Here is a 24,854-nt window from a genome sequence, read left to right as displayed (position 1 = left end):
GACGGTATCAGGTCTTGTTGAAGATGACCGTCTTCTTGTGGGTGAAGTGCTCAAGCATCGCCTCCAGCGTGGCTTCCTTGCCGAGGCCGGAATTCTTCACGCCACCGTAGCTGAGGCCCGGCTGCACAACCAGGTTCTGGTTCACCTGGACGAAGCCGGCTTCCAGCTTCTCGGTCACGTTCAGCGCCGCGTGCAGGTCGTTGGTCCACAGGGTGGCCGCCAGCCCGTACTCGGTATCGTTCGCCGCCGCGACCACTTCGTCCAGGTCGGTCCAGCGGATGATGCAGGTGACCGGTCCGAAGATCTCCTCGCGCGACAGCCTGCTGTCGTTGGTCATCTCGGTGAACAGCACGGGGCGCACGAACAGGCCGTCCTTGAACTTCTCGTCGGTCGGCATGGCCGAGCATTCGATCGGCTTCGCGCCGGCCTCGGACTTGCCGTGCTCGATATAGCCGGTGACCTTCTTGAACTGCTCCGGCGAGATGATGGTGCCGATATCGGTCTTCTCGTCCAGCGGGTCGCCCATGACCATGGCGTCGACCTGGGCGCGCAGCTTCTCCACGAAGGTGTCGTAGAGGCTGTCATGCACGAAGATGCGGCTGGCCGCCGTGCAGGACTGGCCCTGGCGGGTGAAGCGCATGCCGACCACGGCACCATTCAGCGCCTTGTCGATATTGGCGTCGGCCATGATGATCATCGGCGATTTGCCGCCCAGCTCCAGCGTGACCGGGATCAGCTTGTCGGCGGCGGTCCTGTAGACGATCTTGCCGGTCTCCACCGAACCGGTGAAGGTTACCTTGCCGACCTTCTTGTGTTCGACCAGCGGCGCGCCGCATTCCGGGCCGAAGCCCGACAGCATGTTGAAGATGCCCGGCGGCAGGATCGAGTTCATGATCTGGCAGACGCGCAGCACGGTCAGCGGCGCTTCCTCGGCCGACTTCACCACCACCGCGTTGCCCGCCAGCATCGCCGGGGCGATCTTCAGCGCCATCAGCAGCAGCGGCACGTTCCACGGGATGATCGCGCCGACCACGCCGATCGGCTCGCGCACCGTGATGGTGAGCATGTCCGGATGGTGCGGGACGGTCTCGCCCTTCAGCTCCGAGCCGAGGCCGGCATGGAAGTGGAAGGCGTCCGCCAGGATGGAGGCTTCCACCCGGCTCTCGGTGCGCAGGGCCTTGCCGGTCTCCAGGGCGATCAGCCGGCCCAGCTCCTCGACATGCTCCTCCAGCGCCTCGGCGCATTTGTAGAGCAGCTTGCCGCGGTCGCGGGCGCGCATCTTGCCCCATGCCTTCTGCGCGGCGGCGGCATCCTCAACGGCCCGGTTCACGTCCTCCGCATCGCCGGCGGCGCCAAAGCCGATGATCTCGCCGGTCGCCGGGTAGATGACCTCGAAGGTCTTGCCCGACGCGGCCTGAACGAGCTTGCCGCCGATCAGGTGGCGGCCGCTGAGGGCCTTGGCCAGCGCGTAGGGGTCCAGGTTCGGCTCGAGCGACGGCTCCTGGCCGTAGTCGAGATCGCTCACCATCAGGTTCATTGTTCGATCTCCCTCAGAATTGCATCGCGGTCTTGGTCCAGGTTCGGAGCCGGGAGCCGCGTTGTCGGGTCCGGAAAGCCGGAAATCTTGATCGGGTTACCGACCACCTTCATCGGGCCGGTGACCGGGTCGTCCACGGTGACGACCATGTTGCGGGCCGCCGTCTGCGGATACTCGACGGCCTGACCGATATCGTTGATCGGCCCGGCCGGCACGCCGGCGGCGTCCATCACGGTCATCCAGTGGGCGGTCGGCTGGGTCTTCAGCACCGCTTCCACTTCGGCCTCGAGTTCGGTGACGTGGGTCGCCCGCAGGTCGTTGGTGGTGTAGCGGTCGTCGGTCTTCCACTCCGGCTTGCCCAGGGCGTCGGCCATCTTGTGGAACAGTCCGTCATTGCCGGCGGCGATGATGATGTAGCCGTCCTGGGTGTTGAAAGCCTGGAACGGGGTGATCGACGGGTGCCGGGCGCCGAGCGGACCGGGCGCCTTGCCGGTCACGAAATAGCGCATGGCGGCGTTTTCCAGCAGCGCCACCTGGCAGTCGAACATGCCGATATCGACCTTGCGCGCCTCGCCGGTCATGGCGCGGCCGAACAGGGCGGACATCACGCCGATCGCGGTGAACAGGCCGGCGCCGATGTCGCCGATGGAGGTGCCGATCCGGGTCGGCGGCGATCCCTCGTGACCGGTGATGCTCATGATGCCGCCCATGCCCTGGACGACCATGTCATAGGCCGGGCGCTTCATCTCCGGGCCGGAATGGCCGAAGCCGGAGGCCGAGGCGTAGATCAGCTTGGGATACTTGGGATGGAGATCCTCCCAGCCGTAGCCGAGCTTCTCCATCGTGCCGGGGCGGAAGTTCTCGACGATGACGTCGGCCTTCGCCAGCAGCTTCTCGAAGGTGGCGCGGTCGCCGTCGTCCTTCAGGTTGAGCGCTATACTCTGCTTGCCGCGGTTGACCGACTGGAAATAGGCCGACTTGCCGTTGACGAAGGGGCCGTAGTGCCGGGCGTCGTCGCCGGTGCCGGGGGTCTCCACCTTGATCACCCGGGCGCCGAGCTCGGCCATCATCAGGGTGCAGTAGGGGCCCGCGAGAATGCGGCTCAAATCGACGACGGTGATGCCGCTGAGCGGCCCGGCCTGTTTGTCGGCCGCAGATGTCCCGGCCGCTGTCTGCTCCGCTGCCATGCGGGGCTCTCCCTTCCTGGATTACACGCTTTTGGCCGGTTTTAGACCACGGGCGGGAGGGCGACAAGCGGGCGATCTGCCGCCTGTCGCCGTCTGTCTCGATCCAGGGAGAGAGGGGACGATCGTGCCTGTGATCAGGCCTCGGCCTTCTTCTTCGCGCTTTCGATCCCCTGGCGGATCAGTTCCATGGCTTCCTCGGCGTCGCCCCAACGGTCGACCCGTACCCACTTGCCGACCTCGAGGTCCTTGTAGTGGGTGAAGAAGTGCTTGATCTGGTCGGTCAGGATCGCCGGCAGGTCGGTCCAGGAGGCGACGTCCGAGTAGTACGGGTGCAGCTTGTCGACCGGCACGGCCAGGATCTTCTCGTCCATGCCTTCCTGGTCCTCCATGATCAGCACGCCGACGGGCCGCACGTTGATCACCGCCTTCGGCATGATCGGGTTGCTGCCGACCACCAGAACGTCCACCGGGTCGCCGTCATTGGCCAGGGTGTGCGGCACGAAGCCGTAGTTGCACGGATAGGTCATCGCGGTGTGCAGGAAGCGGTCGACGAACAGCGCGCCGCTGTCCTCGTCGAACTCGTACTTCACCGGGTCGGAGCCGAGCGATACCTCGATCAGGACGTTGACGTCGTAGGGCGGGTTCTTGCCGATGGGAATGTGGGAGATGCGCATGGGAAAGTCCCCGGGCTCGCGTGAAGTGGATTATGTTGCGCTGCGACATAGACCGCCCGCGAGCCGAGGGCAAGGCGCGATTAGTTGCGCACCACGTCTTTGAGGATGTCCGCGACGATCCGCGTCCCGATCTCGATCAGCACGACGTCGGTGCCGACGGTCTCCAGCGAATAGCCCCTCGGGATCGAGACCTGGCGCAGCAGGTCGTTCGGCGCCACCTGCTTGGCGATGCCCGGGGGCAGCGGCTTGCCGCGGGCAAGGTTCTTGGCGATGCCCGGGGGCAGCGGCTTCGCAGGCTGCGGATGGGTCTGGAAGTAGCGGGTGATCGTCGCGCGCTCGCTGTCGCTCAGCAGAATGCCCGCGAGCACGGCGCCGGCCGCGGCGGCCGCCGCCACCCCGTCGGAGGTGCTGCTGGATCCGCCGCCTCCCTTGTTGCCGGGATTACCCGCATGGGCGGGCTTACCGTTGCCAGCATTGCCCGGTGCCTTGTCGTTCTTGGCCAGGGCCGGGCCGGCGAGGGCGATGGACAGGGCTGCGGCAAGGGCGATTGGCTTGAAAGCCATGGGGGTGTCTCCTGAAAGCTCAAACGCTTGACGATATCACACACGCCAAAGCAACGGGCCGGTTCCACTGATAGAACCGGCCCGGCCTTCAGAAATTCCGATAGACGGTCAGGAAAGTGCCGCGACCGCGCGCTTGGCCATCACGGTGATCAGGTGCGAGCGGTACTCGGCACTGGCGTGGATGTCCGAGTTCAGCGTGTCGGCATCCACGGCCACGTCGGCAATGGCGTCGGCCGACAGGTTGGAGGACAGCGCGCTCTCCATCTCCGGTACCCGGAACACGCCGTCCTGGCCCGCTCCGGTGACCGCGACCTTTACGCCGCCGCCGGTCTTGGCCACGAACACGCCGACCAGGGCATAGCGCGAGGCCGGGTTGATGAACTTCTGGTAGGCCGCCTTCTCCGGCTTGGGAAAGGACACCGAGACGATCATCTCGCCCTCGTCCAGCGCGGTCTCGAACAGGCCGGTGAAGAACTCGTCCGCCGGTACCTCGCGCTTGTCGGTCTTGATGGTGGCGCCGAGCGCCATACAGGCCGCGGGATAGTCCGCCGCCGGGTCGTTGTTGGCCACCGAGCCGCCGATGGTGCCGCGGTTGCGGACCTGCGGGTCGCCGATGCCGCCGGCAAGGGCGGCCAGGGCCGGGATCGCCGACTGGACCTCGGCGGACTTGGCGACGGCGCCGTGGGTCGTCATCGCACCGATGGTGACGGTATCCCCGGACACGGTGATGCCGTGGAGCTCGCCGATGCCCCCCAGATCGACCAGATCCGACGGCTGGGCCAGACGCTGCTTCAGCGTCGGCACCAGCGTCATGCCGCCGGCCACGAAGGTACCGTCCTCGGCCCCGCTGCGGGCGGCGACCGCATCGGCGACGGACGACGGCTTGTGATAGGCGAAATCGTACATGGCTTGTGTCTCCTGTAACCCTTGGTCAGGTCATCTGTCGTCTATTCGGCGGCGACGGCGGGGGAGGCGGCCTTGAGGGCCTTCCACACCGTCTGCGGGCTTGCGGGCATCGGCATGTCGTGTACGCCCAAATCCCAGAGCGCGTCGACCACCGCGTTGATCACCGCCGGCGGCGAGCCGATGGCTCCGACCTCGCCGCACCCCTTCACCCCAAGGGAGTTATGGGCGCACAGCGTGATTTCGGTGCCGGCCGAGAAGCTGGGGAAGTTATCGGCCCGCGGCATGCAGTAGTCCATGTAGGAACCGGTCACCAGCTGTCCGTCGGCGTCGTAGACGCAGCCTTCCAGCAGGGCCTGGCCGATTCCCTGGGCGAGGCCGCCATGGATCTGGCCTTCCACGATCATCGGGTTGATGACCCGTCCGACATCGTCCACTGCGGTCATCCGCTGCACGGAGACGACTCCGGTATCGGGGTCGACCTCCACTTCGCAGATATGGCAGCCGCCGGGGAAGGTGAAGTTCAGCGGATCGTAGAACGCCTTCTCGTCCAGCCCGGGCTCCAGCTCGTCGTGCGGGAAGTTGTGCGGGACGTAGGCGGCCAGCGCGACCTCGCCGAACGCCATCGAGCGGTCGGTGCCGGCGACGGTGAAGGTGCCGTCCTTGAACTCGATGTCGCTTTCTGACGCCTCCAGGATATGGGCGGCGATCTTCTTGGCCTTGTTCACCACCTTGTCCATGGCCTTCATGATCGCCTCGCCACCGACGGCCAGCGAGCGCGAGCCGTAGGTGCCCATGCCGAACTGCACCTTGTTGGTGTCGCCGTGGCTGATCTCGATATTCGACATCGGCAGGCCGAGCCGTTCGCACACGAGCTGGGCGAAGGTGGTCTCGTGGCCCTGGCCGTGGCTGTGCGAGCCGGTGAAGACCGTCACCGAGCCGGTCGGGTGCACCCGCACTTCGGCCGACTCGTAGAGACCGGCGCGGGCGCCGAGCGAGCCGACGACGGCCGACGGCGCGATGCCGCAGGCCTCCAGATAGGTGGAGTAGCCGATGCCGCGGCGCTTGCCCCTGGCCTCCGACTCTTTGCGCCGCGCCTCGAAGCCGGCGACGTCGTGCACGGACTCCGCCTTGTCCAGGGTCGCGGTGTAGTTGCCGCTGTCGTATTGCAGCGCCACCGGCGTCTGGTAGGGGAAGGCGTCGGCCGGGATGAAGTTTGCCCGGCGGATATCGGTCTGGCTCATGCCCATCTCGCGGGCGCATTTGGCCACCAACCGCTCCAGCAGGTAGGTCGCCTCCGGCCGTCCGGCACCGCGATACGCGTCCACCGGCACCGTGTTGGTGAAGATCGCCTTCACATTGCAGTAGATCAGCGGCGTCGAATACACGCCGGCCAGCAGCGTGGCGTAGAGATATGTCGGAACGCAGGGGGCAAAGGTGGACAGATAGGCGCCCATATTCGCCTTGGTCTCGACTTTAAGCGCCAGGAACTTGCCCTCGCTGTCCATCGCCATCTTGGCCTTGGAGATGTGATCGCGGCCATGGGCGTCGGAGATGAAGGCGTCCGAGCGGTCGCAGGTCCACTTGATCGGCCGGCCGACCCGCGGGGCCGCCCAGGTGACGATCGCCTCCTCGGCATAGTGATAGATCTTCGAGCCGAACCCGCCGCCCACATCGGGGGCGACAACCCGCAGCTTGTGCTCGGGAATCGACAGGACGAAGGCACCCATCAGCAGCCGGATCACGTGCGGGTTCTGGCTGGTGGTGAACAGGGTGTACTCGTCGGTCGACCGGTCGTACTCGCCGACCGCCGCCCGCGGCTCCATCGCGTTGGGGATCAGGCGGTTGTTGACGATGTCGATCTCGGTGACGTGATGGGCCTTGGCGAAGGCCTCGTCGATCTGCGCCTCGTCGCCTATCTCCCAGTCGTAGCAGAGGTTCGTGCCGATCTCGTCATGCACCAGAGACTTACCGGCCAGGGCGTCGTTCATGTGCACGACGGCCGGAAGCTCTCCGTAGTCGACGGCGATCAGCTCGGCCGCGTCCTTGGCCTGGGCGTAGGTCTCGGCGATCACCACGGCCACAGGGTCGCCCACATGGCGCACCTTGCCCTTGGCCAGCGGCGGGTGCGGCGGCTCGTGCATCGGCGAGCCGTCCTTGGAATGCACCTGCCAGCCGCAGGGCAGCCCGCCGGTCTCCATATCCGCGCCGGTAAAGACCGCCAGCACGCCCGGCGCCGAGGTGGCGGCACCGGTGTCGACGCTGTTGAGCGTGGCATGGGCGTGGGAGCTGCGCAGGATATAGGCGTAGGTCTGGTTGGGACGGTTGATGTCGTCGGTATAGTTGCCGCGACCGGTCAGGAACCGCTTGTCTTCGACGCGCTTCACGGCCGCGCCGATGCCGGTACCTCCCTCAGGCATGCTCTCTCTCCCTAGTCGCCGGTCCCCTTGTTCTTTTTCTGACAAGGGGTTGCCGGACATTGTTTCGAGATCAGTCTAAGCGAACCACGCGAGTCGCCGGTCCGGTCACATCGTCTGTTGGGCCTGCTGGATCGACTTCACGATGTTGTGGTAGCCGGTGCAGCGGCAGATGTTGCCTTCGAGCCACTCGCGGATTTCGTGCTCGCTGGCCTTCGGGTTCTTCTTCACCAGATCGACCGCGCTCATCACCATGCCCGGGGTGCAGAAGCCGCACTGCAGGCCGTGGTTGTCGCGGAAGGCTTCCTGCATCGGGTGCAGGGTGTCGCCGTCGGCAAGGCCTTCGATGGTGGTGACCTCGGCGCCCTCGGCCTGGACGGCCAGAAGCGTGCAGGACTTCATGCTGTCGCCGTTCACATGGACGACGCAGGCGCCGCACTGGCTGGTGTCGCAGCCGACATGGGTGCCGGTCAGTCGGAGATTCTCGCGCAGGAACTGAACGAGCAGGATCCGGCCCTCGACCTCGCCGGAGACCTTCTTGCCGTTCACCGTCATGGATACCGTGGGCATGCCCTTATACTCCCTCGTGAAGCAGTCGACTGGTTTGGTTGGCAGGGGGCGTTTTGGCGTTCCCGTATACGGTGCCGCCCCTCTCTGGGTGCAGTCTCATTCCCCGCCCGCCCAAGGTCAAGCGGCGAGGCCGCTCGGCGGGTGCCCCGTTATGTCGCGCCGGCTTGTCGGGGTGTGCCACCAACCTTCCTCCTCTCAAACACTCCCCGGATTTATTCCGGGACCTACGGTTGTGAAGCCCCGGTCGCCGGCGAGTGCTTACAGGCGGCCGAGCGGCTGACGGATGGGCCCTGGAACAAATCCGGGGAGTGAGATACGGGGAGGGGGCGAAACGAAAATGGCCGCCGGAGTGTTCCCGGCGGCCATCGATCAATGTGGAGATCATAAGGAAGAGCCCTCAGTACACCACGACGCTGCGGATCGACTTGCCCTCGTGCATCAGGTGGAAGCCCTCGTTGATCTCGTCGAGCGGCATGGTGTGGGTGATGAGGGAGTCGATATCGATCTTCCCGTCCATGTACCAGTCGACGATCTTCGGCACGTCGGTGCGGCCGCGGGCTCCGCCGAAGGCCGTGCCGCGCCAGGACCGGCCGGTGACCAGTTGGAATGGGCGGGTGGAGATCTCCTGGCCGGCGCCGGCGACGCCGATGATGATGCTCTCGCCCCAGCCCTTATGGGCGCATTCCAGGGCCTGGCGCATGGTGGTGACGTTGCCGATGCACTCGAAGGAGTAATCGGCCCCGCCGCCGGTCAGCTCCACCAGGTGGCCGACGATATCGCCGTCGATCTCCTTGGGATTGACGAAGTGGGTCATGCCGAACTGCTCGCCCAGCGCCTTACGCGCCGGGTTCAGGTCCACGCCCACGATCATGTTGGCACCGACCATCTTGGCGCCCTGGATCACATTCAGGCCGATGCCGCCGAGACCGAAGACGACGACGTTGGAGCCCGGCTCGACCTTGGCGGTGTTCACCACGGCGCCGATACCCGTGGTCACGCCGCAGCCGATGTAGCAGATCTTGTCGAACGGCGCGTCCTGGCGGACCTTGGCCAGCGCGATCTCCGGCAGCACCGTGTGGTTGGCGAAGGTCGAGCAGCCCATGTAGTGGAACAGCGGCTTGCCATCGAGCGAGAACCGCGAGCTGCCGTCCGGCATCAGGCCCTGGCCCTGGGTGACGCGGATCTTCTGGCACAGGTTGGTCTTCGGATTCAGGCAGTACTCGCACTCCCGGCATTCCGGGGTGTAGAGCGGGATCACGTGGTCGCCCTTCTTCAGGGTCTTCACGCCGGGGCCGACATCGACGACGACGCCCGCCCCCTCATGGCCGAGGATCGAGGGGAAGATGCCTTCCGGGTCGCCGCCCGACAGGGTGAAGGCGTCGGTATGGCAGATACCGGTGGCCTTGACCTCGACCAGGACCTCGCCCTCCTTCGGGCCTTCCAGGTCGACGTCGCAGATCTCCAGCGGCTTGCCGGCGGCGAAAGCGACGGCGGCGCGTGTCTTCATGGTTTCCCCCTCGGGCTCGGCGGCAACGGATCCGGGTCTTGGTGCCCGGTCCTCATCGTGTCGGATCAGGCGTTCGCTGTGACGACAAGCAGCACGGTGGCGGCGGCCAGGGCCACCCAGGAAAGGGCGGCGGCCCAATGCAGGCCGTCGTAGACGTTCTCGGCGGGAATCCCGAGGCGCTTCATCTCTTCGCTACGCGGGTCGGCGGTTTCGGTCACGGCATGATCCTCCTTCTTGGCAGGGGCAGATTTGGGAGCGGCCGCCGCGGTCTGGGCGCCGGCGGGCTTCGCGTCGGACGCCGGGGTTTCGGCGGCCGGCACGGCGGCAGCGTCGCCGGGTGCGCGTTCCGAGGCGATTTCCTTGAATTTCTCGAAGAAGTCGTTGGCGTATTTCTTCGCCGTCGAATCGATCAGCCGGCTGCCGATCGCGGCGAGTTTTCCGCCGACGCTTGCATTGACCTCATAGGTCAGGATGGTGGCGGGGGCGCCGTCCTCGGTGGTTTCCTCGAGATTGACCTTGGCCCCGCCCTTGGCGAAGCCGGCGGCGCCGCCCTTGCCTTCGCCGACGATCGTGTAGCTGACCGGCGGATTGAGATCCTGGAGCTCGACCGCGCCGGCGAATTTCGCCTTCACCGGGCCGACCTTGGCGGAGACCTTCGCGGTGAAACCATGTTCACCGGTCTTCTCGATTTCCTCACAGCCCGGAATGCATTCCTTCAGCACGTCCGGATCGTTCAGCGCCTCCCAAACCGTCTGGCGGGGAGCGGGGATGATCTGTTTGCCGGTCATGTCCATCGGGACGATCTCCTGGGTCGGCGGGCTGTCGTCGCAGTCACGTATCACACGGGATCTATCATGATTGCGCGCGGCTTGTCACCGACCCGGCGGTGTGTCAGTTCGGGCGCATCCGGGGTTTCGGCGGCGTGGGGCATCGGGCATACTCGCGCGCTTTTAAAGGCCGGTGTCCGAGCATCGGCGGGGTATCGGTCGCGAAGACGCCGTGGGAGGACGAACGAGGATGCCGAAGACGTTGATTGGCGGAAGTTGGGCGATTGGCCGGAACGGGGCGCGCCATTTATTCAGATCCGTGCCGGCGGCGATGGCCCTGATGGCGCTCAGCGCCGGGTCGGCCATGGCGGCGGGCGAGGGGGCGCCGCATCTGAACGGCGCCGAGCTCAATCTCCTCTGGGTGATCCCCTTCGCCGGCATCCTGCTGTCCATCGCCATCTTTCCGCTGGTGGCCGGTGAGTTCTGGCACCATCACTTCGGCAAGATCTCGGCACTCTGGGCACTGTCCTTCCTGGTGCCCTTCGCGCTGATCTTCGGGTTCGACCTCGCCCTGTACGAGGTCATCCATGTCGGGCTGCTGGAGTACATCCCCTTCATCATTCTGCTGCTGTCGCTGTTCACCGTCGCCGGCGGCGTCCGGGTGACGGGCACCCTGCGCGGCACGCCGGAGATGAACACCGGCATCCTGCTGCTCGGCACGGTGATCGCGAGCTGGATGGGAACCACCGGCGCGGCCATGCTGCTGATCCGGCCGATCCTGAACGCCAACGAGGACCGCAAGCACAAGGTCCACGTTGTCGTGTTCTTCATCTTCCTGGTGGCCAATGTCGGCGGCTCGCTGACGCCGCTCGGGGATCCGCCGCTGTTCCTTGGATTCCTGAAGGGCGTGTCGTTCTTCTGGCCGACCACGCATATGCTGGCGCCGATGGCGCTGGTCTCGGTAATCCTGTTGGTGCTGTTCTACGGGATCGACAAGTACTTCTGGGCCAAGGAGAGCGAGGAGGTCCGGGCGGTTCCGAGCACGGCGGGCGAAAAAATCGCTCTGGAGGGCAAGTTCAATATTCTGCTGCTCGCCGGCGTGGTCGGTGCCGTCCTGCTGTCCGGCGTGTGGAAGCCGGGCATCAGCCTCGTGATCTACCATGTGCCGTGGGATATCCAGAATATCGTCCGCGACGTCCTGCTGCTGGCGATCGCCTTTATCTCCTGGAAGGTCACCAGCCTGGAGAGTCGCCTGGCCAACGGCTTCACCTGGTTCCCGATCCTGGAGGTGGCCAAGCTGTTCGCCGGCATCTTCCTGACCATCATTCCGGCGATCGCGATTCTGAAGGCGGGCACCGACGGCTCCCTGCGCGACGTGGTGTCGGCGGTGTCGACGGAGACGGGAGAGCCGGTGAATATGGCCTATTTCTGGCTGACCGGCATTCTGTCGTCCTTCCTGGATAACGCACCGACTTACCTGGTGTTCTTCAACACTGCCGGCGGCGACGCCCAGGAGCTGATGGGGCCGATGGCCAACACCCTGCTGGCGATCTCCGCCGGTGCGGTGTTCATGGGCGCCAACTCCTATATCGGCAACGCACCGAACTTCATGGTCAAGGCCATCGCCGAGGAGCGTGGCATCGCGATGCCGAGCTTCTTCGGATATATGATCTGGTCGGGTTTGATCCTGATGCCGATCTTCCTCCTGATCAGCTTCGTGTTCTTCGCCTGACGGGGCGTCGACACGACGGCATGAAAAAAGGCCGGGCGCCCTCGAGGGGCGCCCGGCCTTTGCTTTTAGGTCCTGCGGTAGACCCCGTCAGGCGGTGAGGGAAGTCGTCTCCCCCTCACGGACCACGGCCGGATCGTACGCCTTGCGGGCAAAGACGGCGCGGACCATCGGCTCGAAATGCTCCAGCGGCGGGGTCGGGTAGGTGGGGTCGAAAGAGGCCTGGTCCCAGCGCTCGCAGAAGTCGGCACAGAGCTGGAAGCACGGGTGGTCCCGGAACCGGTCGCGGGCGTCGCGGTCCCAGCCGTAGTGATGGGCGTAGTAGAGCATCTGGAAGATCCCGTGATGCTCGACCACCCAGCTCACGTCCCAGCGCACGAACGGTCGGATCACCTCCGCCGCCATGCGGTCGTGGTTCTGCGGGGCGAGGGCGTCGCCGATGTCGTGCAGCAGGGCGCCGACGATCCAGTCGATATCTGCCCCGTCCGCCTCGGCCCGGGCGGCTGACTGCAGACCGTGCTCCAGCCGGCTGATTTTGTAGCCCTCCAGGGTCTGCTCGCCCTGGCGGCGCAGCTCTGCCAGGAGCCGGTCCGCCGTTCCCGACTGATAGGCATGTTCGTGCTCGGCCAGAAGCAGATAGTCCTCGCGCGTGCCGTCCTTCATCTGCGTGAAGGAGACCGTCGCCGCCGAATCGCCCCTGGCAGGACCGCTGTCCATGGTCATCCTCCTCGGTTCGCTCTCGACTCCGTCGGTGAGCCGGTTCGGTCAGTGGGACATCAGGACCGGGCGGTCCAGGTTATGCAGCACATACTCGGACACCCCACCCAACAACAGTTCGCGCCAGCGCGCCCGGCTGTAGGCGCCCATAATCATCAGGTCGCAGTCGTAGGCGGCGGCGCGGGCTAGTAGCTGCTCGCCTATGTTGCCTGCTTCGTGAATGTCCGTGTGTACGGTCGCGTTGACCCCGTGCATCGACAGATATCGGCCGATGCCCACCCCCTTCAGAGAGTTCGCCTCTTCCTGTTCGGTAAAGACATGGACGTCTTCGGCTTCCAGAAGGAACGGCATGGCCTCGCGGATCGCTCGGCTGGCCTCCTTGCAATTGCGCCAGGCGACGGCGACACGGGTGCCGACCCGGCGGCCCGGCGACCAATACTCCTCCTCATGGGGCAGGACCAGGGTGGCGCAGCCGGCCTCCAGCGCGATCTCTTCGGGATGATGCAGGGCGATGCTGCTGGTGACCCCTTTGGGGGGAGCCTGGGAAACGACTACCAGATCGCTCAAATGGGCGTACTCGGCGAGCTGCGCGACATGGTCGCCTTCGGTCATGTGGTATTCATGACTGCAGTCGGCCTTGGAGAAGCGGTCGACCAGCTCCATGCGAATGTCCTCGGCCTTCTTCTTTGCGATGTCGCGCTGTTCGGCCAGGAAGACGTTGGAGGCGGCGCGGCCGGCGGCACCCGCGGGCATGGTCACCGGCGCGGTGTTGTACAGCACATCCAGATGGCCGGAGAACCGGGTTGTCAACTGGATGGCGAGTTCCAGGCGATCCCTGTGCCTGTCGTCGTTCGCCATGTGACAGAGGATCGATTTGATCGCCATCGGGCCGTCTCCGGTTCGGTTTCTTATGGTTCAACTGCGGGCCGAAACCCTAACGGGCGCGCCGGTTCGAGGCAATGCGGCGCTGTGTGCCCTGCGCCGTTTTCCCGGGCGGTTGTCACCCTGACACCGCGTTGGCGCAAAGCCTTTTGCGAAAATAGGTATGGAATACTGACCTAAAATAGGACAGAAATCCTGACATAATAATTTTATGTCCCACAGGAGGATCGTTATGGAAGCTGTGTTCTGGTATGGCGACGAATGGCGCAATGAACAGCCGCTGGTGTCGGGGCCGCTCGATCTGGCGTTCTGGTCGGGCAACACGGTTTTCGACGGTGCCAGGGCGATCGCCGGCTGCGCGCCCGATCTCGACCGGCATTGCGCACGTCTGATCAGGTCGGCCGCGGCGATCGGCATGACCTGCCCACTGACGGCCGAAGAGGTTCACCGGCTCTGCATCGAGGGGCTGGAGTTGCTGCCAGCCGACAAGGACTACTACCTTCGGCCGATGGTGTTCTGCAGCGGCGGCTCGATCCTGCCGGAGACCGGCGATATCCGCTTCACCCTGGCAATCTTCGAGGCGCCGATGCCGCCGGAGAACGCCGGCAAGGCGACGATGACGTCGATCCGCCGGCCCGCCCCCGACCAGGCGCCGACCGACGCCAAGGCCGGCTGTCTGTATCCGAACTCCCAGCGCGCCCGGCGCGAGGCGATGGCGAAAGGGTTCTCCCTCGGCGTGGTCCGCGATCACGACGGCAACGTGGCCGAGTTCAGTCATGCGAATCTGTGGCTCGCCAAGGACGGGGTGGCGATCACGCCGAAGCCGAACGGCACGTTCCTTGACGGGATAACCAAGAACCGGGCCTCTTCCCTGCTTGCGGGCGCCGGTATCGACGTGGTCCAGCGCACCGTGACCCCGGCCGATCTCGACGAAGCCGACGAGATCTTCACGACCGGTAACATGGGCAAAGTGCAGACCGTGACCGGCTGGGAGGCGCGGGAACTTCAGCCGGGGCCGATCTTCCGCGCCGCCCGCGATCTCTACGCGGCTCATGTCGAGGCGAGCCGCGTGCCGAGCGCCGGCAGTGCCTACCGCAGGGCGGTGGCGTAGCTCTCCACCGGCGGGGTGGTCTCGATCAGCCCCGCCGCCTTCATGAAGGCCGCGAAACGTTCGTAGCGGCCGATATCGAGGGCGGCGGGCCGCAGGGCGAAGCGGGGCAGGGTGTCCCGCCAGGCCCGACGGTTCAGCTCGTCGTCCAGATCCGGGTTCAGCTCGATGAATTTCTGCCACGAGTCGTCCGGATGGTTGATCAGGTACTGGGTGCCGACCTCGATCGCGTTGAGAAAGCGCTTCAGACGCGGATCGCCCACAAGCTTCGTGTTGGTCAGATAGATCAGCTCGTCATAGGGCGGCACGCCGTGCTCTTCGACATAGAAGGCACGGCCGGGCCTGCCGACGATGTCCATCTGGTTCAGCTCGAAATTCCGATAGGCGCCGATCACCGCGTCCACCTGGCCGGAGATCAGGGCCGGGGACAGCGAGAAGTTCACGTTCACCAGCTCGTAGTCGTCCTTGCCCAGCCCGGCGTTCTTGAGGACCGCGCCCAGCACCGCGTGCTCGAAGCCGCCGACGGAGAAGCCGATCTTGCGGCCTTTCAGGTCGGCGATTTCCTTGATCGGGCCGTCCTCCAGCACCACCAGCGTGTTCAGCGGCGTGGCGATCAGCGTGCCGAACCGCACCAGAGGCAGGCCGACATCCGCCTGGATGTGAAGCTGCGGCTGGTAGGAGATGGCGACCTCCGCCTTTCCGGCGGCGACCAGCTTCGGCGGGTCGTTCGGATCGGCCGGGGCGATCATCTCCACCTCGAGCCCCTCCGCCTCAAAGGCGCCGATGGCCTCGGCGACGAAGAGCGGGGCGTGATCCGGGTTCACGAACCAGTCTAGCAGGACGGTCAGCTTGTCGGCCGCCCGCGCCGGTGTGGCGAGGGTAAGCGCGAGTAGCAGGGCGAGCAGGAAGCGCATGCGTTTCTCTCCGATTGGCATGTTTGTTCAGGACTCGGCCTCGCCGGGCTGCCAGGCCACGGCGCGGCGCAGGAGGGCGTCGACGATGGCGTAGAGCGCCACCGCCATGAGGGCGAGGGTAAGGAGCGCGGCGAACATCAGGTCGATCTGCAGACGCGCATTGGCGTGCAGCATCAGGTAGCCGAGGCCGGCGGACGACCCGACCCACTCGCCGACCACCGCGCCGATCGGCGCGACGGCGGTCGCGACCCGCAGGCCGGACGCGAAGGCGGGCAGGGCGGCCGGCAGCCGAACCCGGCGGAACAGCCGCGTCCCGGAGCAACCCAGCGACCGCGCGGCCTCCAGCCACAGCGGATCGACCCGGCGCAGCCCGTCATACAGGGCGGAAGTGACGGGAAAGAAGATGATGAGCGCGGCCATGGCGACCTTGCTGGCCATGCCGTAGCCGAGCCACAGCACCAGGATCGGCGCCAGCGCGAAGACCGGGATCGCCTGGCTGATCACCAGGATCGGCAGCAGCCAGGGCCGCAGGCGGCGCCATTCCGACAGCATCACCGCCGTCGCGAGCCCGACCAGCACCCCGATCATCAGGCCCAGCACGATCTCCAGCATGGTGATGCCGGCATGATGCAGGATGGTCGGCGCGCGTTTCACCCAGGTCGCGGCGACCTCGGCCGGCCCCGGCAGGATGAAGGCGGGCACGCCGCTCAGCCAGACGACCAGTTGCCAGGCCATGATCAGACCGGCGGCGATGGCGAGCGGCCGCAACCGTTTCACGAGGGGATTGTCTGACGAATAGGCGGGTGCGCTCGCGCGCATGCAAGCCTCCTTGCTCCCTACGCCGGTACAAACCGGATCAGGTTCCTGGGGTCGTCCGAAGATCGGACCTCTCAGCCGCTGGATGCGGCTCCCCCGAAGTGGCGAGGCGGAGAATGGACCGGGCGGGCGGACTTGGCAATCTGCGATCTGATCGATTGGGCTCTCGCCACTTGGCAACCGGCTGTGCGCGCTCCAGAGTCCGGCACATGGACATGGCCAGCCCCTCAGACCAAAGCCCGATCGTCGACCCGTCGGTGATCGCCCGGCGCGACCCGGCCTGGACCGCGGGTGTGCTGAAGCCGCCGCCGCCGACCTTTCCGCACCGGCCGATCCTGATCGCCAACGAGATCTACCGCCATTCGGTCTATGGCCGCCGCCACCCACTTTCTATTCAGCGGGTAACGCCGGTGGTCGACCTGGCCCGGGCCCTGGGCTGGCTGGACGAGGGGCAGTATCTCGACTGCCTGCAGGCCGGGCCCGAGCAGCTCACCCGGTTTCACGATCCTGACTACATCGCCGCGGTGGCCGAGGCGGAGCGCACCCGGCACGTCTCGGAGGAGATCCGAGACCGCTACAATATCGGCCGCAACGGCAACCCGGTCTTCGCCGAGATCTTCCGCCGTCCGGCCACATCGTCGGGGGCCTCGATTCTCGCCGGAACCCTGCTGGCCGGGGTGGAGCGCGGGGTGATCCATTCCCTCGCCGGCGGCACCCATCACGGGCGGCGCGCCATGGCCTGGGGGTTCTGCTTCTTCAACGACCCGGTGCTCGGCATCCTCGCCATGCTCGACCACGGGTTGGAACGGGTCGCCTATGTGGATCTGGATGCCCATCACGGCGATGGGGTGCAGGACGCCTTCCACCACGACGACCGGGTGCTGACCGTCTCGGTGCACGAGGCCGGGCGCTGGCCGCGCACCGGCGCCGTGGACGACCGGGCCGGCGGGACCGCGCGCAATCTGCCGGTCCCCCAGGGCTTCAACGACAGCGAGCTGGAGGTGCTTGTCGAGACCGCCGTCGCACCCCTGGTCGAGCGGTTCTTCCCCGATGCGCTGGTGATCCAGACCGGTGCCGACGGCCTTGCCGACGACCCGCAGGCCAAGCTGGACCTCTCCAACCGCGCCCTGTGGGCGGCGGTGGAACGGCTGGTGCATTGCGCGCCCCGGGTATTGGTGGTCGGCGGCGGCGGCTATAATCCCTGGTCGGTGGCCCGGGCCTGGACCGGGATCTGGGCGACCCTGAACGGAATCGACCCGGACGTGCCGACCTTTGGCGCCGCGGAGGACGTGCTGCGGGGCCTGGAATGGAACCACAGCCGCGGCCGCAACCCGCCGGAGCACTGGTTCACCACGATCGCCGATCCGCCGAATCGCGGCCCCGTCCGCGACGAGATCCACCGTCTGGCCGAGGCCGTGCTGTCGCCATGAGAAACCTAGTTCTTGCCGTCTTCCTGTTGCTCGCCCCGGCCGCCGCCTGGGCGGCGGAGCTCGTGCCGCTGACAGTCACGACCGAGGAGGGGGTCGCGCACCCGTTCCAGGTGGAGATCGCCGACTCACCGGACGAGCGGGCGCGGGGCCTGATGTTCCGCAAGGAGTTGGCCGAGGATCGGGGCATGCTGTTCCTGTTCCCCCGGCGCGAGCGGATCGCCATGTGGATGCGCAACACCGAGATTCCCCTCGACATGCTGTTCATCTCTGACGACGGCCGGGTGACGCAGATCCACGAGCGCGCGGTGCCGCATTCGGAAGCGGTGATCTCCTCGCGCCGCCGGGTGCGCTATGTGCTGGAACTTCCGGGCGGTACCGCCGACCGGCTGGGCCTGGCCCCGGGGGCGCTGGTGACCTCCGAGGCGATGCGGTAGCAGAGTGCTCGACGGAATGGACTGGCTCCTGTCATCCCAACCCGCCCCCGGATCAAGCTCGGTGGCGTTCGGGATGTCGGTTGAGAGAATACAGGATCGACCTCATCCCCGCTTGCGCACCAGGGTGAGCCCGTCGCCGATCCCCAACATGGCCATGGAGACCCGCTCGTCCGCCCGGATCTTCGCGTTCAGGGCGCGGATGACCCGGGTGCTGCCGCTCTGGTCCTCATCGTCCACCACCGCGCCGGACCACAGCACGTTGTCCACCAGGATCAGCCCGCCGGTGCGCACCAGCACCAGGGCCATCTCGTAATAGGCGTCGTAGTTCGGCTTGTCGGCGTCGATAAACATCAGGTCGACCGTGCCGGCCTCGCCACCGTCGATCATCGCCTGCAGGGTCTCGGTGGCCGGTGCCAGGCGCAGATCGATGCGGTCTGCGACCCCGGCCTCCTCCCAGAACGGACGACCGATCCGGGTGAACTCGTCGCTGACGTCGCAGCACACTAGGGAGCCGCCCTCGGGCAGCGCCAGCGCCATGCGCAGCGCCGAGTAGCCGGTGAAGGTTCCGACCTCCACCGCGCGCGTCACCCCCAGCAGTTCCACCAGGAAGGCCATGACGTTGCCCTGGTCGGCGGAGATCTGCATGCCCGCGCTGGGCATCGCGGCGGTGGCGGCGCGGAGCCGGGCGCCGATCTCGGGCTCGCGACCGCCGATTTCGGTCAGATAGGCGTAGAGCGTCGCGTCGAATGTCAGGGATCGGTTGGCCATGTTTGTCTCGTCAGAGGATACCGGGTGCGGCGCAGAGGGTGACCGACCGGCGCGGGCTGGGCAAGCCATGCGCGGCCGCACTGTCGGAACCCGACCGCAGGTCCCGGATTTCCGGCGATCCAAGGCTCGGAGGCGGCGTCGGGATGGAATGGCGAGGCGACTCTCGGCTTGCGATGCCGGGGTTGTGCGGATATCCATCTGCCAGGGATGTCGGGGCACGGGGTGTAGCGCAGCCTGGTAGCGCATCTGCTTTGGGAGCAGAGGGCCGGCGGTTCGAATCCGTCCACCCCGACCACGACATCGGATATACTTGCCGGCCAAAGGGTTGGACGGCGACAGAGTGAGGAGCGGCCTTGCGATGATGGTGCGGATCTACAAGCCGGCGAAGACCGCCATGCAGTCGGGACGGGCCAAGACCAACGCCTGGATGCTGGAATACCGGGCCGAGTCCCGTCGCATTCCCGAGCCGCTGATGGGCTGGGTGTCGGCAGGCGACACGACCAATCAGGTCCGCATCCCGTTCGACAGCAAGGACGAGGCGATCGCCTTCGCCCGCAAGCACGGCTTCGCCTTCACGGTGCAGGAGCCGCGCGAGCGGGTTCTGAAGCCGAAGGCCTATGCCGACAATTTCGCGTTCAACCGCCGCAGCAACTGGACCCACTGACGTCCACCAGCCGCCGCTTTGTGTGGCGCCAGGGCGCCCATAGCTCAACTGGATAGAGCATCCGCCTTCTAAGCGGACGGTTGCAGGTTCGAGTCCTGCTGGGCGCGCCATTCCCCGGCGCTTTGCCGGAATGTAATTCCAGCTAAACTGCGCCGACGATGCCGTAGCGGATCTGGATCTTGGTCCCGAAATCCGGATTTCCCGGAATATAGGGCATCGGGCCCGTGACCTCCAGGCGCGTCAGGCTGCCCTCTGTCTCCAGGCCGTTCAGGCTGCCCTCGAAATCGCGGGTGTCCCAGAAATCCTGGCGGCAGGTGAAGACCGCCACGCCACCCGGTCGCAGCACGCGCATCCATTCGCGCAGCAGCGGCGTCTGTTCCACATAGGTGAGCACACCGACGCAGAGAATGCCGTCGACGCTGTCCGTCTCCAGCGGCAGCGGACCGTTCAGGTCGACCGGCTGCAGGTCGGCGTAGATGCGCTTCTCCCGGGCGACGTCCAGGCTCGCCTGGGACATGTCGAAGCCGATCAGCGGACCGCCGAAGCCGGCCTCGCGCAGTGCCACGCCGGTCATGCCGGTTCCACACCCGCAATCGAGCACCCGCACGCCGGCACTGTCGTCCAGGTGCTTGGCGAGGTACTCGGCGGCACGGTCGGGGGCCTCATAGCCCCATTCGGCCAGTTCGCGGTCGTAGTCGCTGGCCCAGGCGTCGTAGGTGGCGGCATTGGCGCTGCCGTCCATGGAAACCTGGCCGTCGCTGCGCAGGATCTTGTCGTAATCGGTCACAATCGCTTCCCGTCGGGTCTTGTGGATCTCGCTGCGGGTGAGCGCTCCAGCCTAGCGCCCCCCGCCGCGATGTCGACCCCCGCAGCCCGCCGGGTGCCTCAAGCGAGAGACGTGACTCCGCGGGCCAGGGCCTTGGCGGGATCGACGAACGGCATCGCCACGACGGTTGCCGCGCGCGGACCGTCCGGCGTATCGACGATGACGCCGGTGCCGACGACGTGGTCACCGACCGGCGCATAGCCCATGGCGATGTTGCGGTGCAGACGCGGCGAGTAGATCGCGCTGGTCACCGAGCCCGGCCTGCCCTCGGAGCCGAAACGGGCGGTCCAGCGCTCGACATTGGCGGGGATCGGATCGCCCAGGATCTCGATGCCGACCAGCCGACGGGTCACGCCGTCGCCGGCGATCCGGCGCAGCGCATCCTTTCCGACGTAATCGGCGTCCAGACCCAGATCCACGAGCCGGTCCAACCCAAGTTCGAACGGGTTGTTCTCCGCCGTCATGTCGGCGCCGTAGGACAGCAGCCCGGCCTCGATCCGGCGGATCGCGCTCGGTCCGGAGGGCGCGACGCCGAGGTCGGCGCCAAGCTCGAACAGCCGCTCCCAGAGTGCGTCGCCGTAACGGCCGTCGCGCAGGAAGATCTCGTAGCCGAACTCGCCGGACCAGCCGGTGCGGGCGACCACGACCGGGGCACCGTCCAGGTCGGTCTCCACGAAGCGGAAGTATTTCAGCTCCTCGACCCAGTCGCCGAACACACGCTTCATCAGGAGTCCGGATTTCGGCCCCTGGATCTGCAGCGGCGAGACGTCCGGTTCGCCGACCGTCACGTCCCAGGCGCCGGCGCGGGCCAGCGCCTTGACCCACAGCAGCAGGTCGCCGTCGGCAACCGACAGCCAGAACCGCTGGTCGTTCAGCTTGAGCAGAACCGGGTCGTTGAGCACGCCGCCGTCATGGTCGCAGATCAGCACGTACTTGGCCTGGCCGGCGGTCATCTTCGACAGATCGCGCGGCGTCAGGTGCTGGGCGAAGGCGGCGGCCTGCGGGCCCCAGATTTCCACCTGGCGCTCGCCGGCGACATCCCAGACGGTCACGTCGCGGACCAGAGACCAGTAGTCGGCCTCGCCCCGGTAGGAGACCGGCATGTACATGTGATTGTAGATCGTGAAGGCGGATGCGCCCCAGCGCCGGGTCGCGGCGTAGTAGGGCGAGGTGCGTACCCGCGGGCCGAAGACCAGTGTCGGGTCCGTCGCGGCGGCGGTCGTTGCGGGGGTGATGTCGAAGTCCGGGCTCACAGTGGCCTCCATCGTCTGCGTGTCGAGGGGCCGGTCGGTGCCGAAGCGCTTTAGCTTTTGTTGACCCGGAGCAAGCTGCCCCTCAAATCACCGGGAGTCCGTCGGGGCGGACCAAGCCCATACCGTTGATGTGGCGATAAAAAATCCGCCCTCAAGAGCCGATGCGGCCGGGCGGATGTGTCGATCCGTTTAGCCGCATTTGTTAAGCGCCCGCAAGCAGGATGCAAATCGGCGCTGACGCGAAAAATGCGAGTATCGCCGGTCGGCGTCAAGCGGATTCGAAGACGTCTAGCCGTGCCGTCTGACCACGGTTTCGCGATGCCAGATATAGAGCCCGCTGACGACAACCAGGGCTGCGCCCGCCAGTGTCCAGGTCCCCGGTACGTCGCCCCACACGACCAGGCCCAGCACCAGCGCCCACAGCAGGCTGGTGTACTTGAACGGCCCGACCAGTCCGACCTCGCCGAGCCGCAGGCTCTCGATCATGAGTCCCTGCGCGACGGCGACCAGGACCGAGGTGACCAGGAACAGCCCCAGTTCGGGCAGCGTCGGCACGACCCAGCCGAAGGGCAGGGTCAGCAGCCCGGCGAAGGCGACGATGCTGGTGGAGACGATCAGCACCATCAGGGTCGATTCTCCGCCGGTGCCGAGCTTGCGGGTGGCGATGTCGCGCAACGCGCCGACGAAGGCGGCGACGATGGGGATCAGGGCGACGATGCGGAACATCTCCGGGGTTGGGCGGACCATCACCACCACGCCGGCGAACCCGACCGCGACCGCGCTCCAGCGCCGCCAGCCGACCGGCTCCCCCAGGATCAGGGCGGCCAGCGCGGTGGCGAAGATCGGTCCGGCGAAGGAGATCGCGATGGCGTCGGCGATCGGCAGCAGCCACAGCGACGTCACGAACAGAAAGGTGGAGACCGCCATCAGCCCGCCCCGCGTCAGGTGTAGCGGCCAGCTCTTCACCCGCAGGACCGATCCCCGACCGGAGACGATCGCCCAGCCATAGACCATCATCACCACCAGCCCGCCGCGCATCGCCAGGACCTGGCCGACCGGATAGCGTTCGGCCAGCCATTTGGCGATGGCGTCGTTGACGGTGAGGATGCCGGCAGCGGCGATCATCATCAGGATCGCCTTGGCGGGTGCGGAGGAGCCGGACGTCGGCAGGGCGGGGGAAACCATCCATCCTCTCTACGCCCGGGCGGCGGAAGAGGGAAGGTGTGAAGGACCTCGGGTTCCCGCTTGGCCGGCTCGCCTCCGTGGTGCTATCACCCCGCCCATGCTGTCGATCCGAAACATCACCGTGCGCGTCGCCGGACGCATCCTGCTCGAAGACGCGACCGCCACGATTCCGCCGGGCCACCGGGTCGGGCTGGTCGGGCGCAACGGGACGGGAAAATCGACCCTGCTGAAGGTGATCGTCGGCGAACTGCAGACCGACCTGGGCTCGGTCAGTCTCACCGGGCCGTTCGCGCTGAACAACGCCATCGGCTGGGTGCGCCAGGAGGCGCCGGGCGGCACCGAGACGCCCATCGAGCATGTGCTGGCCGCCGACAAGGAACGCGCCGCCCTGCTCGACGAGGCGGAGATCGCGACCGATCCGCACCGCATCGCCGAGATCCAGACCCGTCTGGTCGATATCGACGCCCATGCCGCCCCGGCCCGGGCGGCGCGGATCCTGGCCGGTCTCGGCTTCACCGAGGACATGCAGAAGCGGCCGCTGTCGGAGTATTCCGGCGGCTGGCGGATGCGCGTGGCGCTCGCCGGCGTGCTGTTCCAGGAGCCGGAACTGCTGCTGCTCGACGAGCCGACCAACCACCTGGATCTGGAAACCACAATCTGGCTGGAACAGCACCTGAAGGCCTACCCCAAGACCCTGATCATCGTCAGCCACGACCGCGATCTACTGAACTCGGTGCCGACGACAATCCTGAACGTCGAGAGGCTGACTCTCACCCAGTACACCGGCAACTACGACGATTTCGAGCGTATGCGCGAAGAGCGGCTGGGCCAGATCGAGTCCCAACGCATCAAGCAGGAAGCGCAGCGGAAGCATCTGCAGTCCTTCGTTGACCGGTTCCGCGCCAAGGCATCGAAGGCACGCCAGGCCCAGAGCCGCATCAAGATGCTGGAGAAGATGGACGTGATCCCGGCCGCCGTTGGCGATCCGGAGACCCGTTTCCGCTTCCCCGAACCGGAGGAACTCGCTCCACCCTTGCTCGCGATCGATAAGGCCTCGGTCTCCTATGAGGCGGGCAAGCCGATCCTGCGCCACCTGGACCTGCGGCTGGACCCAGACGACCGGATCGGATTGCTCGGCGCCAACGGCAACGGCAAGACCACGCTCGCCCGGCTGATCGCCGACGAGCTCAAGGTCTCGGGCGGCGAGATCCACCGCGCCGCCAAACTGCGGGTCGGTTATGTGGCGCAGCATCACGCCGATGAGCTGGATCCGAACGACACCGCCGTCGAGCATCTGACGCGGCGACTGAAGGGGCATGCGGTGGATCGGGTGCGGGCCCGACTGGGCTCGGTCGGTCTGACCCAGGACAAGCAGACCACGCGGGTCGGCGCCCTGTCCGGGGGCGAGAAGGCGCGGCTGTCCCTGGCGCTGGTGATGGCGGACGACCCGCATGTGCTGGTGCTCGACGAGCCGACGAACCACCTGGACATCGATGCGCGTACCGCGTTGGTCCAGGCGATGAACGACTTCTCCGGCGCGGTCATCCTGATCAGCCATGACAGGCGGCTGATGGAGCTGACGGTGGACCGCCTGTGGCTGGTTGCGGACGGGACCGTGTCCCGCTTCGACGGCGATCTCGCCGCCTATCGCGACCACATTCGCGACGATCGCCGGGGCGAGAAGGGTCGCGACAAGGACGGCGAGAAGGTCAACAAGAAGGACCAGCGCCGCCAGAATGCGGAGAGCCGGCGCCTGTCCGCCGAGTTGCGGAAGAAGGCGAAGGATGCCGAAAAAGCGCTGGAGAAGCTGGTGCAGCAGCGCGAGACGGTCGTCGCCAAGCTGGGCGATTCCTCGACCTATGACGGGTCGACGGCGGAGCTTCAGAAGCTGATTCAGAAAAAGGCGGATCTCGACGCCGCGATCGAGAAAGCCGAAGAACACTGGCTGGCAACCGCCGAGGCGCTGGAATCGACAGCGGCCTGACCGGCGGACCAAGGGAGGA

General features: G+C 66.5%; 23 protein-coding genes, 2 tRNA genes and 1 riboswitch. Of the genes, 8 read left to right on the top strand and 17 right to left on the bottom strand.

Features of this window, described 5'->3' with window-relative positions; genetic code table 11:
* Nucleotides 1–7 precede the first annotated feature (7 nt).
* From BLS34_RS02210 to BLS34_RS02170, 9 genes are all read right to left on the bottom strand, one after another.
* Nucleotides 8–1,537: an aldehyde dehydrogenase family protein gene (locus BLS34_RS02210; RefSeq protein WP_084618880.1), complete on the bottom strand. Its 1,530-nt coding sequence runs from the start codon at nt 1,535–1,537 to the stop codon at nt 8–10.
* Entirely contained in the window at nt 1,534–2,724 is a 1,191-nt protein-coding gene (locus tag BLS34_RS02205) for a CaiB/BaiF CoA transferase family protein (RefSeq protein ID WP_051244791.1), read from the bottom strand. The genes BLS34_RS02210 and BLS34_RS02205 overlap by 4 nt, the downstream gene beginning before the upstream one ends.
* Nucleotides 2,725–2,858: 134 nt before the next feature.
* Nucleotides 2,859–3,398: an inorganic diphosphatase gene (gene ppa / locus BLS34_RS02200; RefSeq protein ID WP_028794751.1), complete on the bottom strand. Its 540-nt coding sequence runs from the start codon at nt 3,396–3,398 to the stop codon at nt 2,859–2,861.
* A gap of 80 nt (nt 3,399–3,478) precedes the next feature.
* The gene (locus BLS34_RS02195) at nt 3,479–3,961 is read right to left on the bottom strand and encodes an anti-virulence regulator CigR family protein (RefSeq protein WP_028794752.1); all 483 of its coding nucleotides are present in this window, start codon (nt 3,959–3,961) and stop codon (nt 3,479–3,481) included.
* A 108-nt stretch (nt 3,962–4,069) separates the two neighbouring features.
* Complete coding sequence (locus BLS34_RS02190; protein ID WP_093147809.1) at nt 4,070–4,867, bottom strand: FAD binding domain-containing protein; 798 nt, start codon at nt 4,865–4,867, stop codon at nt 4,070–4,072.
* A gap of 41 nt (nt 4,868–4,908) precedes the next feature.
* Nucleotides 4,909–7,284, bottom strand: a complete 2,376-nt coding sequence (locus BLS34_RS02185; RefSeq protein WP_028794754.1) for a xanthine dehydrogenase family protein molybdopterin-binding subunit — start codon at nt 7,282–7,284, stop codon at nt 4,909–4,911.
* A 105-nt stretch (nt 7,285–7,389) separates the two neighbouring features.
* Nucleotides 7,390–7,851 (bottom strand): (2Fe-2S)-binding protein, encoded by a 462-nt coding sequence (locus BLS34_RS02180; protein ID WP_093147807.1) that lies wholly within the window; start codon nt 7,849–7,851, stop codon nt 7,390–7,392.
* Nucleotides 7,852–8,248: 397 nt separating this feature from the next.
* Nucleotides 8,249–9,358, bottom strand: coding sequence for an S-(hydroxymethyl)glutathione dehydrogenase/class III alcohol dehydrogenase (locus BLS34_RS02175; protein ID WP_093147805.1), 1,110 nt, complete (start codon nt 9,356–9,358; stop codon nt 8,249–8,251).
* 65 nt (nt 9,359–9,423) lie between these two features.
* The gene (locus tag BLS34_RS02170) at nt 9,424–10,200 is read right to left on the bottom strand and encodes an SRPBCC family protein (protein ID WP_342739270.1); all 777 of its coding nucleotides are present in this window, start codon (nt 10,198–10,200) and stop codon (nt 9,424–9,426) included.
* 265 nt (nt 10,201–10,465) lie between these two features.
* On the opposite strand from BLS34_RS02170, the gene BLS34_RS02165 reads away from it, so the two are divergent.
* Nucleotides 10,466–11,857 (top strand): sodium:proton antiporter, encoded by a 1,392-nt coding sequence (locus BLS34_RS02165; RefSeq protein ID WP_245565612.1) that lies wholly within the window; start codon nt 10,466–10,468, stop codon nt 11,855–11,857.
* A gap of 87 nt (nt 11,858–11,944) precedes the next feature.
* Here the strand turns inward: BLS34_RS02165 and BLS34_RS02160 are convergent, their stop codons facing one another.
* Together BLS34_RS02160 and BLS34_RS02155 are read right to left on the bottom strand one after the other, a co-directional pair.
* Nucleotides 11,945–12,571: an HD domain-containing protein gene (locus BLS34_RS02160; RefSeq protein WP_215906020.1), complete on the bottom strand. Its 627-nt coding sequence runs from the start codon at nt 12,569–12,571 to the stop codon at nt 11,945–11,947.
* Nucleotides 12,572–12,619: 48 nt separating this feature from the next.
* Nucleotides 12,620–13,456 (bottom strand): universal stress protein, encoded by an 837-nt coding sequence (locus BLS34_RS02155; protein WP_093147802.1) that lies wholly within the window; start codon nt 13,454–13,456, stop codon nt 12,620–12,622.
* A 229-nt stretch (nt 13,457–13,685) separates the two neighbouring features.
* Here BLS34_RS02155 and BLS34_RS02150 point away from each other — a divergent pair, with 229 nt between their 5' ends.
* On the top strand, nt 13,686–14,564 hold the full coding sequence (locus BLS34_RS02150) for a branched-chain amino acid aminotransferase (RefSeq protein WP_093147800.1): 879 nt from the start codon (nt 13,686–13,688) through the stop codon (nt 14,562–14,564).
* Here the strand turns inward: BLS34_RS02150 and BLS34_RS02145 are convergent.
* Together BLS34_RS02145 and BLS34_RS02140 are read right to left on the bottom strand one after the other, a co-directional pair.
* On the bottom strand, nt 14,543–15,475 hold the full coding sequence (locus BLS34_RS02145; protein ID WP_093147799.1) for an ABC transporter substrate-binding protein: 933 nt from the start codon (nt 15,473–15,475) through the stop codon (nt 14,543–14,545). The two genes, BLS34_RS02150 and BLS34_RS02145, sit on opposite strands and share 22 nt — an antisense overlap.
* Nucleotides 15,476–15,502: 27 nt before the next feature.
* Entirely contained in the window at nt 15,503–16,294 is a 792-nt protein-coding gene (locus BLS34_RS02140; RefSeq protein ID WP_093147797.1) for an ABC transporter permease, read from the bottom strand.
* Nucleotides 16,291–16,399, bottom strand: a riboswitch (TPP riboswitch). (Overlaps the previous gene by 4 nt.)
* Nucleotides 16,400–16,506: 107 nt before the next feature.
* Between BLS34_RS02140 and BLS34_RS02135 the strand changes: the two genes are divergently transcribed.
* Nucleotides 16,507–17,721: an acetoin utilization protein AcuC gene (locus tag BLS34_RS02135; RefSeq protein WP_215906019.1), complete on the top strand. Its 1,215-nt coding sequence runs from the start codon at nt 16,507–16,509 to the stop codon at nt 17,719–17,721.
* Nucleotides 17,718–18,155, top strand: coding sequence for a DUF192 domain-containing protein (locus BLS34_RS02130; protein WP_028794765.1), 438 nt, complete (start codon nt 17,718–17,720; stop codon nt 18,153–18,155). The genes BLS34_RS02135 and BLS34_RS02130 overlap by 4 nt, the downstream gene beginning before the upstream one ends.
* Nucleotides 18,156–18,257: 102 nt before the next feature.
* On the opposite strand, the gene BLS34_RS02125 is transcribed toward BLS34_RS02130, so the two are convergent.
* Nucleotides 18,258–18,923, bottom strand: a complete 666-nt coding sequence (locus BLS34_RS02125; RefSeq protein WP_175474071.1) for a class I SAM-dependent methyltransferase — start codon at nt 18,921–18,923, stop codon at nt 18,258–18,260.
* 218 nt (nt 18,924–19,141) lie between these two features.
* Here BLS34_RS02125 and BLS34_RS02120 point away from each other — a divergent pair.
* From BLS34_RS02120 to BLS34_RS02110, 3 genes are all read left to right on the top strand, one after another.
* Nucleotides 19,142–19,218: transfer RNA gene (locus BLS34_RS02120), tRNA-Pro, on the top strand.
* A 45-nt stretch (nt 19,219–19,263) separates the two neighbouring features.
* Entirely contained in the window at nt 19,264–19,587 is a 324-nt protein-coding gene (locus BLS34_RS02115) for an ETC complex I subunit (RefSeq protein ID WP_425425911.1), read from the top strand.
* Nucleotides 19,588–19,620: 33 nt separating this feature from the next.
* Nucleotides 19,621–19,697: transfer RNA gene (locus tag BLS34_RS02110), tRNA-Arg, on the top strand.
* A gap of 32 nt (nt 19,698–19,729) precedes the next feature.
* Here the strand turns inward: BLS34_RS02110 and BLS34_RS02105 are convergent.
* From BLS34_RS02105 to BLS34_RS02095, 3 genes are all read right to left on the bottom strand, one after another.
* Complete coding sequence (locus tag BLS34_RS02105; protein ID WP_093147793.1) at nt 19,730–20,374, bottom strand: class I SAM-dependent DNA methyltransferase; 645 nt, start codon at nt 20,372–20,374, stop codon at nt 19,730–19,732.
* A gap of 98 nt (nt 20,375–20,472) precedes the next feature.
* Nucleotides 20,473–21,666, bottom strand: coding sequence for a glycine cleavage T C-terminal barrel domain-containing protein (locus BLS34_RS02100; RefSeq protein ID WP_215906018.1), 1,194 nt, complete (start codon nt 21,664–21,666; stop codon nt 20,473–20,475).
* A gap of 288 nt (nt 21,667–21,954) precedes the next feature.
* Nucleotides 21,955–22,851, bottom strand: a complete 897-nt coding sequence (locus tag BLS34_RS02095; RefSeq protein ID WP_093147789.1) for a DMT family transporter — start codon at nt 22,849–22,851, stop codon at nt 21,955–21,957.
* Between the two features lie 97 nt (nt 22,852–22,948).
* Between BLS34_RS02095 and BLS34_RS02090 the strand changes: the two genes are divergently transcribed.
* Nucleotides 22,949–24,835, top strand: a complete 1,887-nt coding sequence (locus tag BLS34_RS02090) for an ABC-F family ATP-binding cassette domain-containing protein (protein ID WP_093147788.1) — start codon at nt 22,949–22,951, stop codon at nt 24,833–24,835.
* Nucleotides 24,836–24,854 lie beyond the last annotated feature (19 nt).

This window comes from Thalassobaculum litoreum DSM 18839 (genome assembly GCF_900102465.1).
In the GTDB taxonomy this organism is placed as follows: Bacteria; Pseudomonadota; Alphaproteobacteria; order Thalassobaculales; family Thalassobaculaceae; genus Thalassobaculum; species Thalassobaculum litoreum.
The sequence above is the reverse complement of the archived record's forward strand: the minus strand, read 5'-3'. Positions and strand labels throughout refer to the sequence as shown.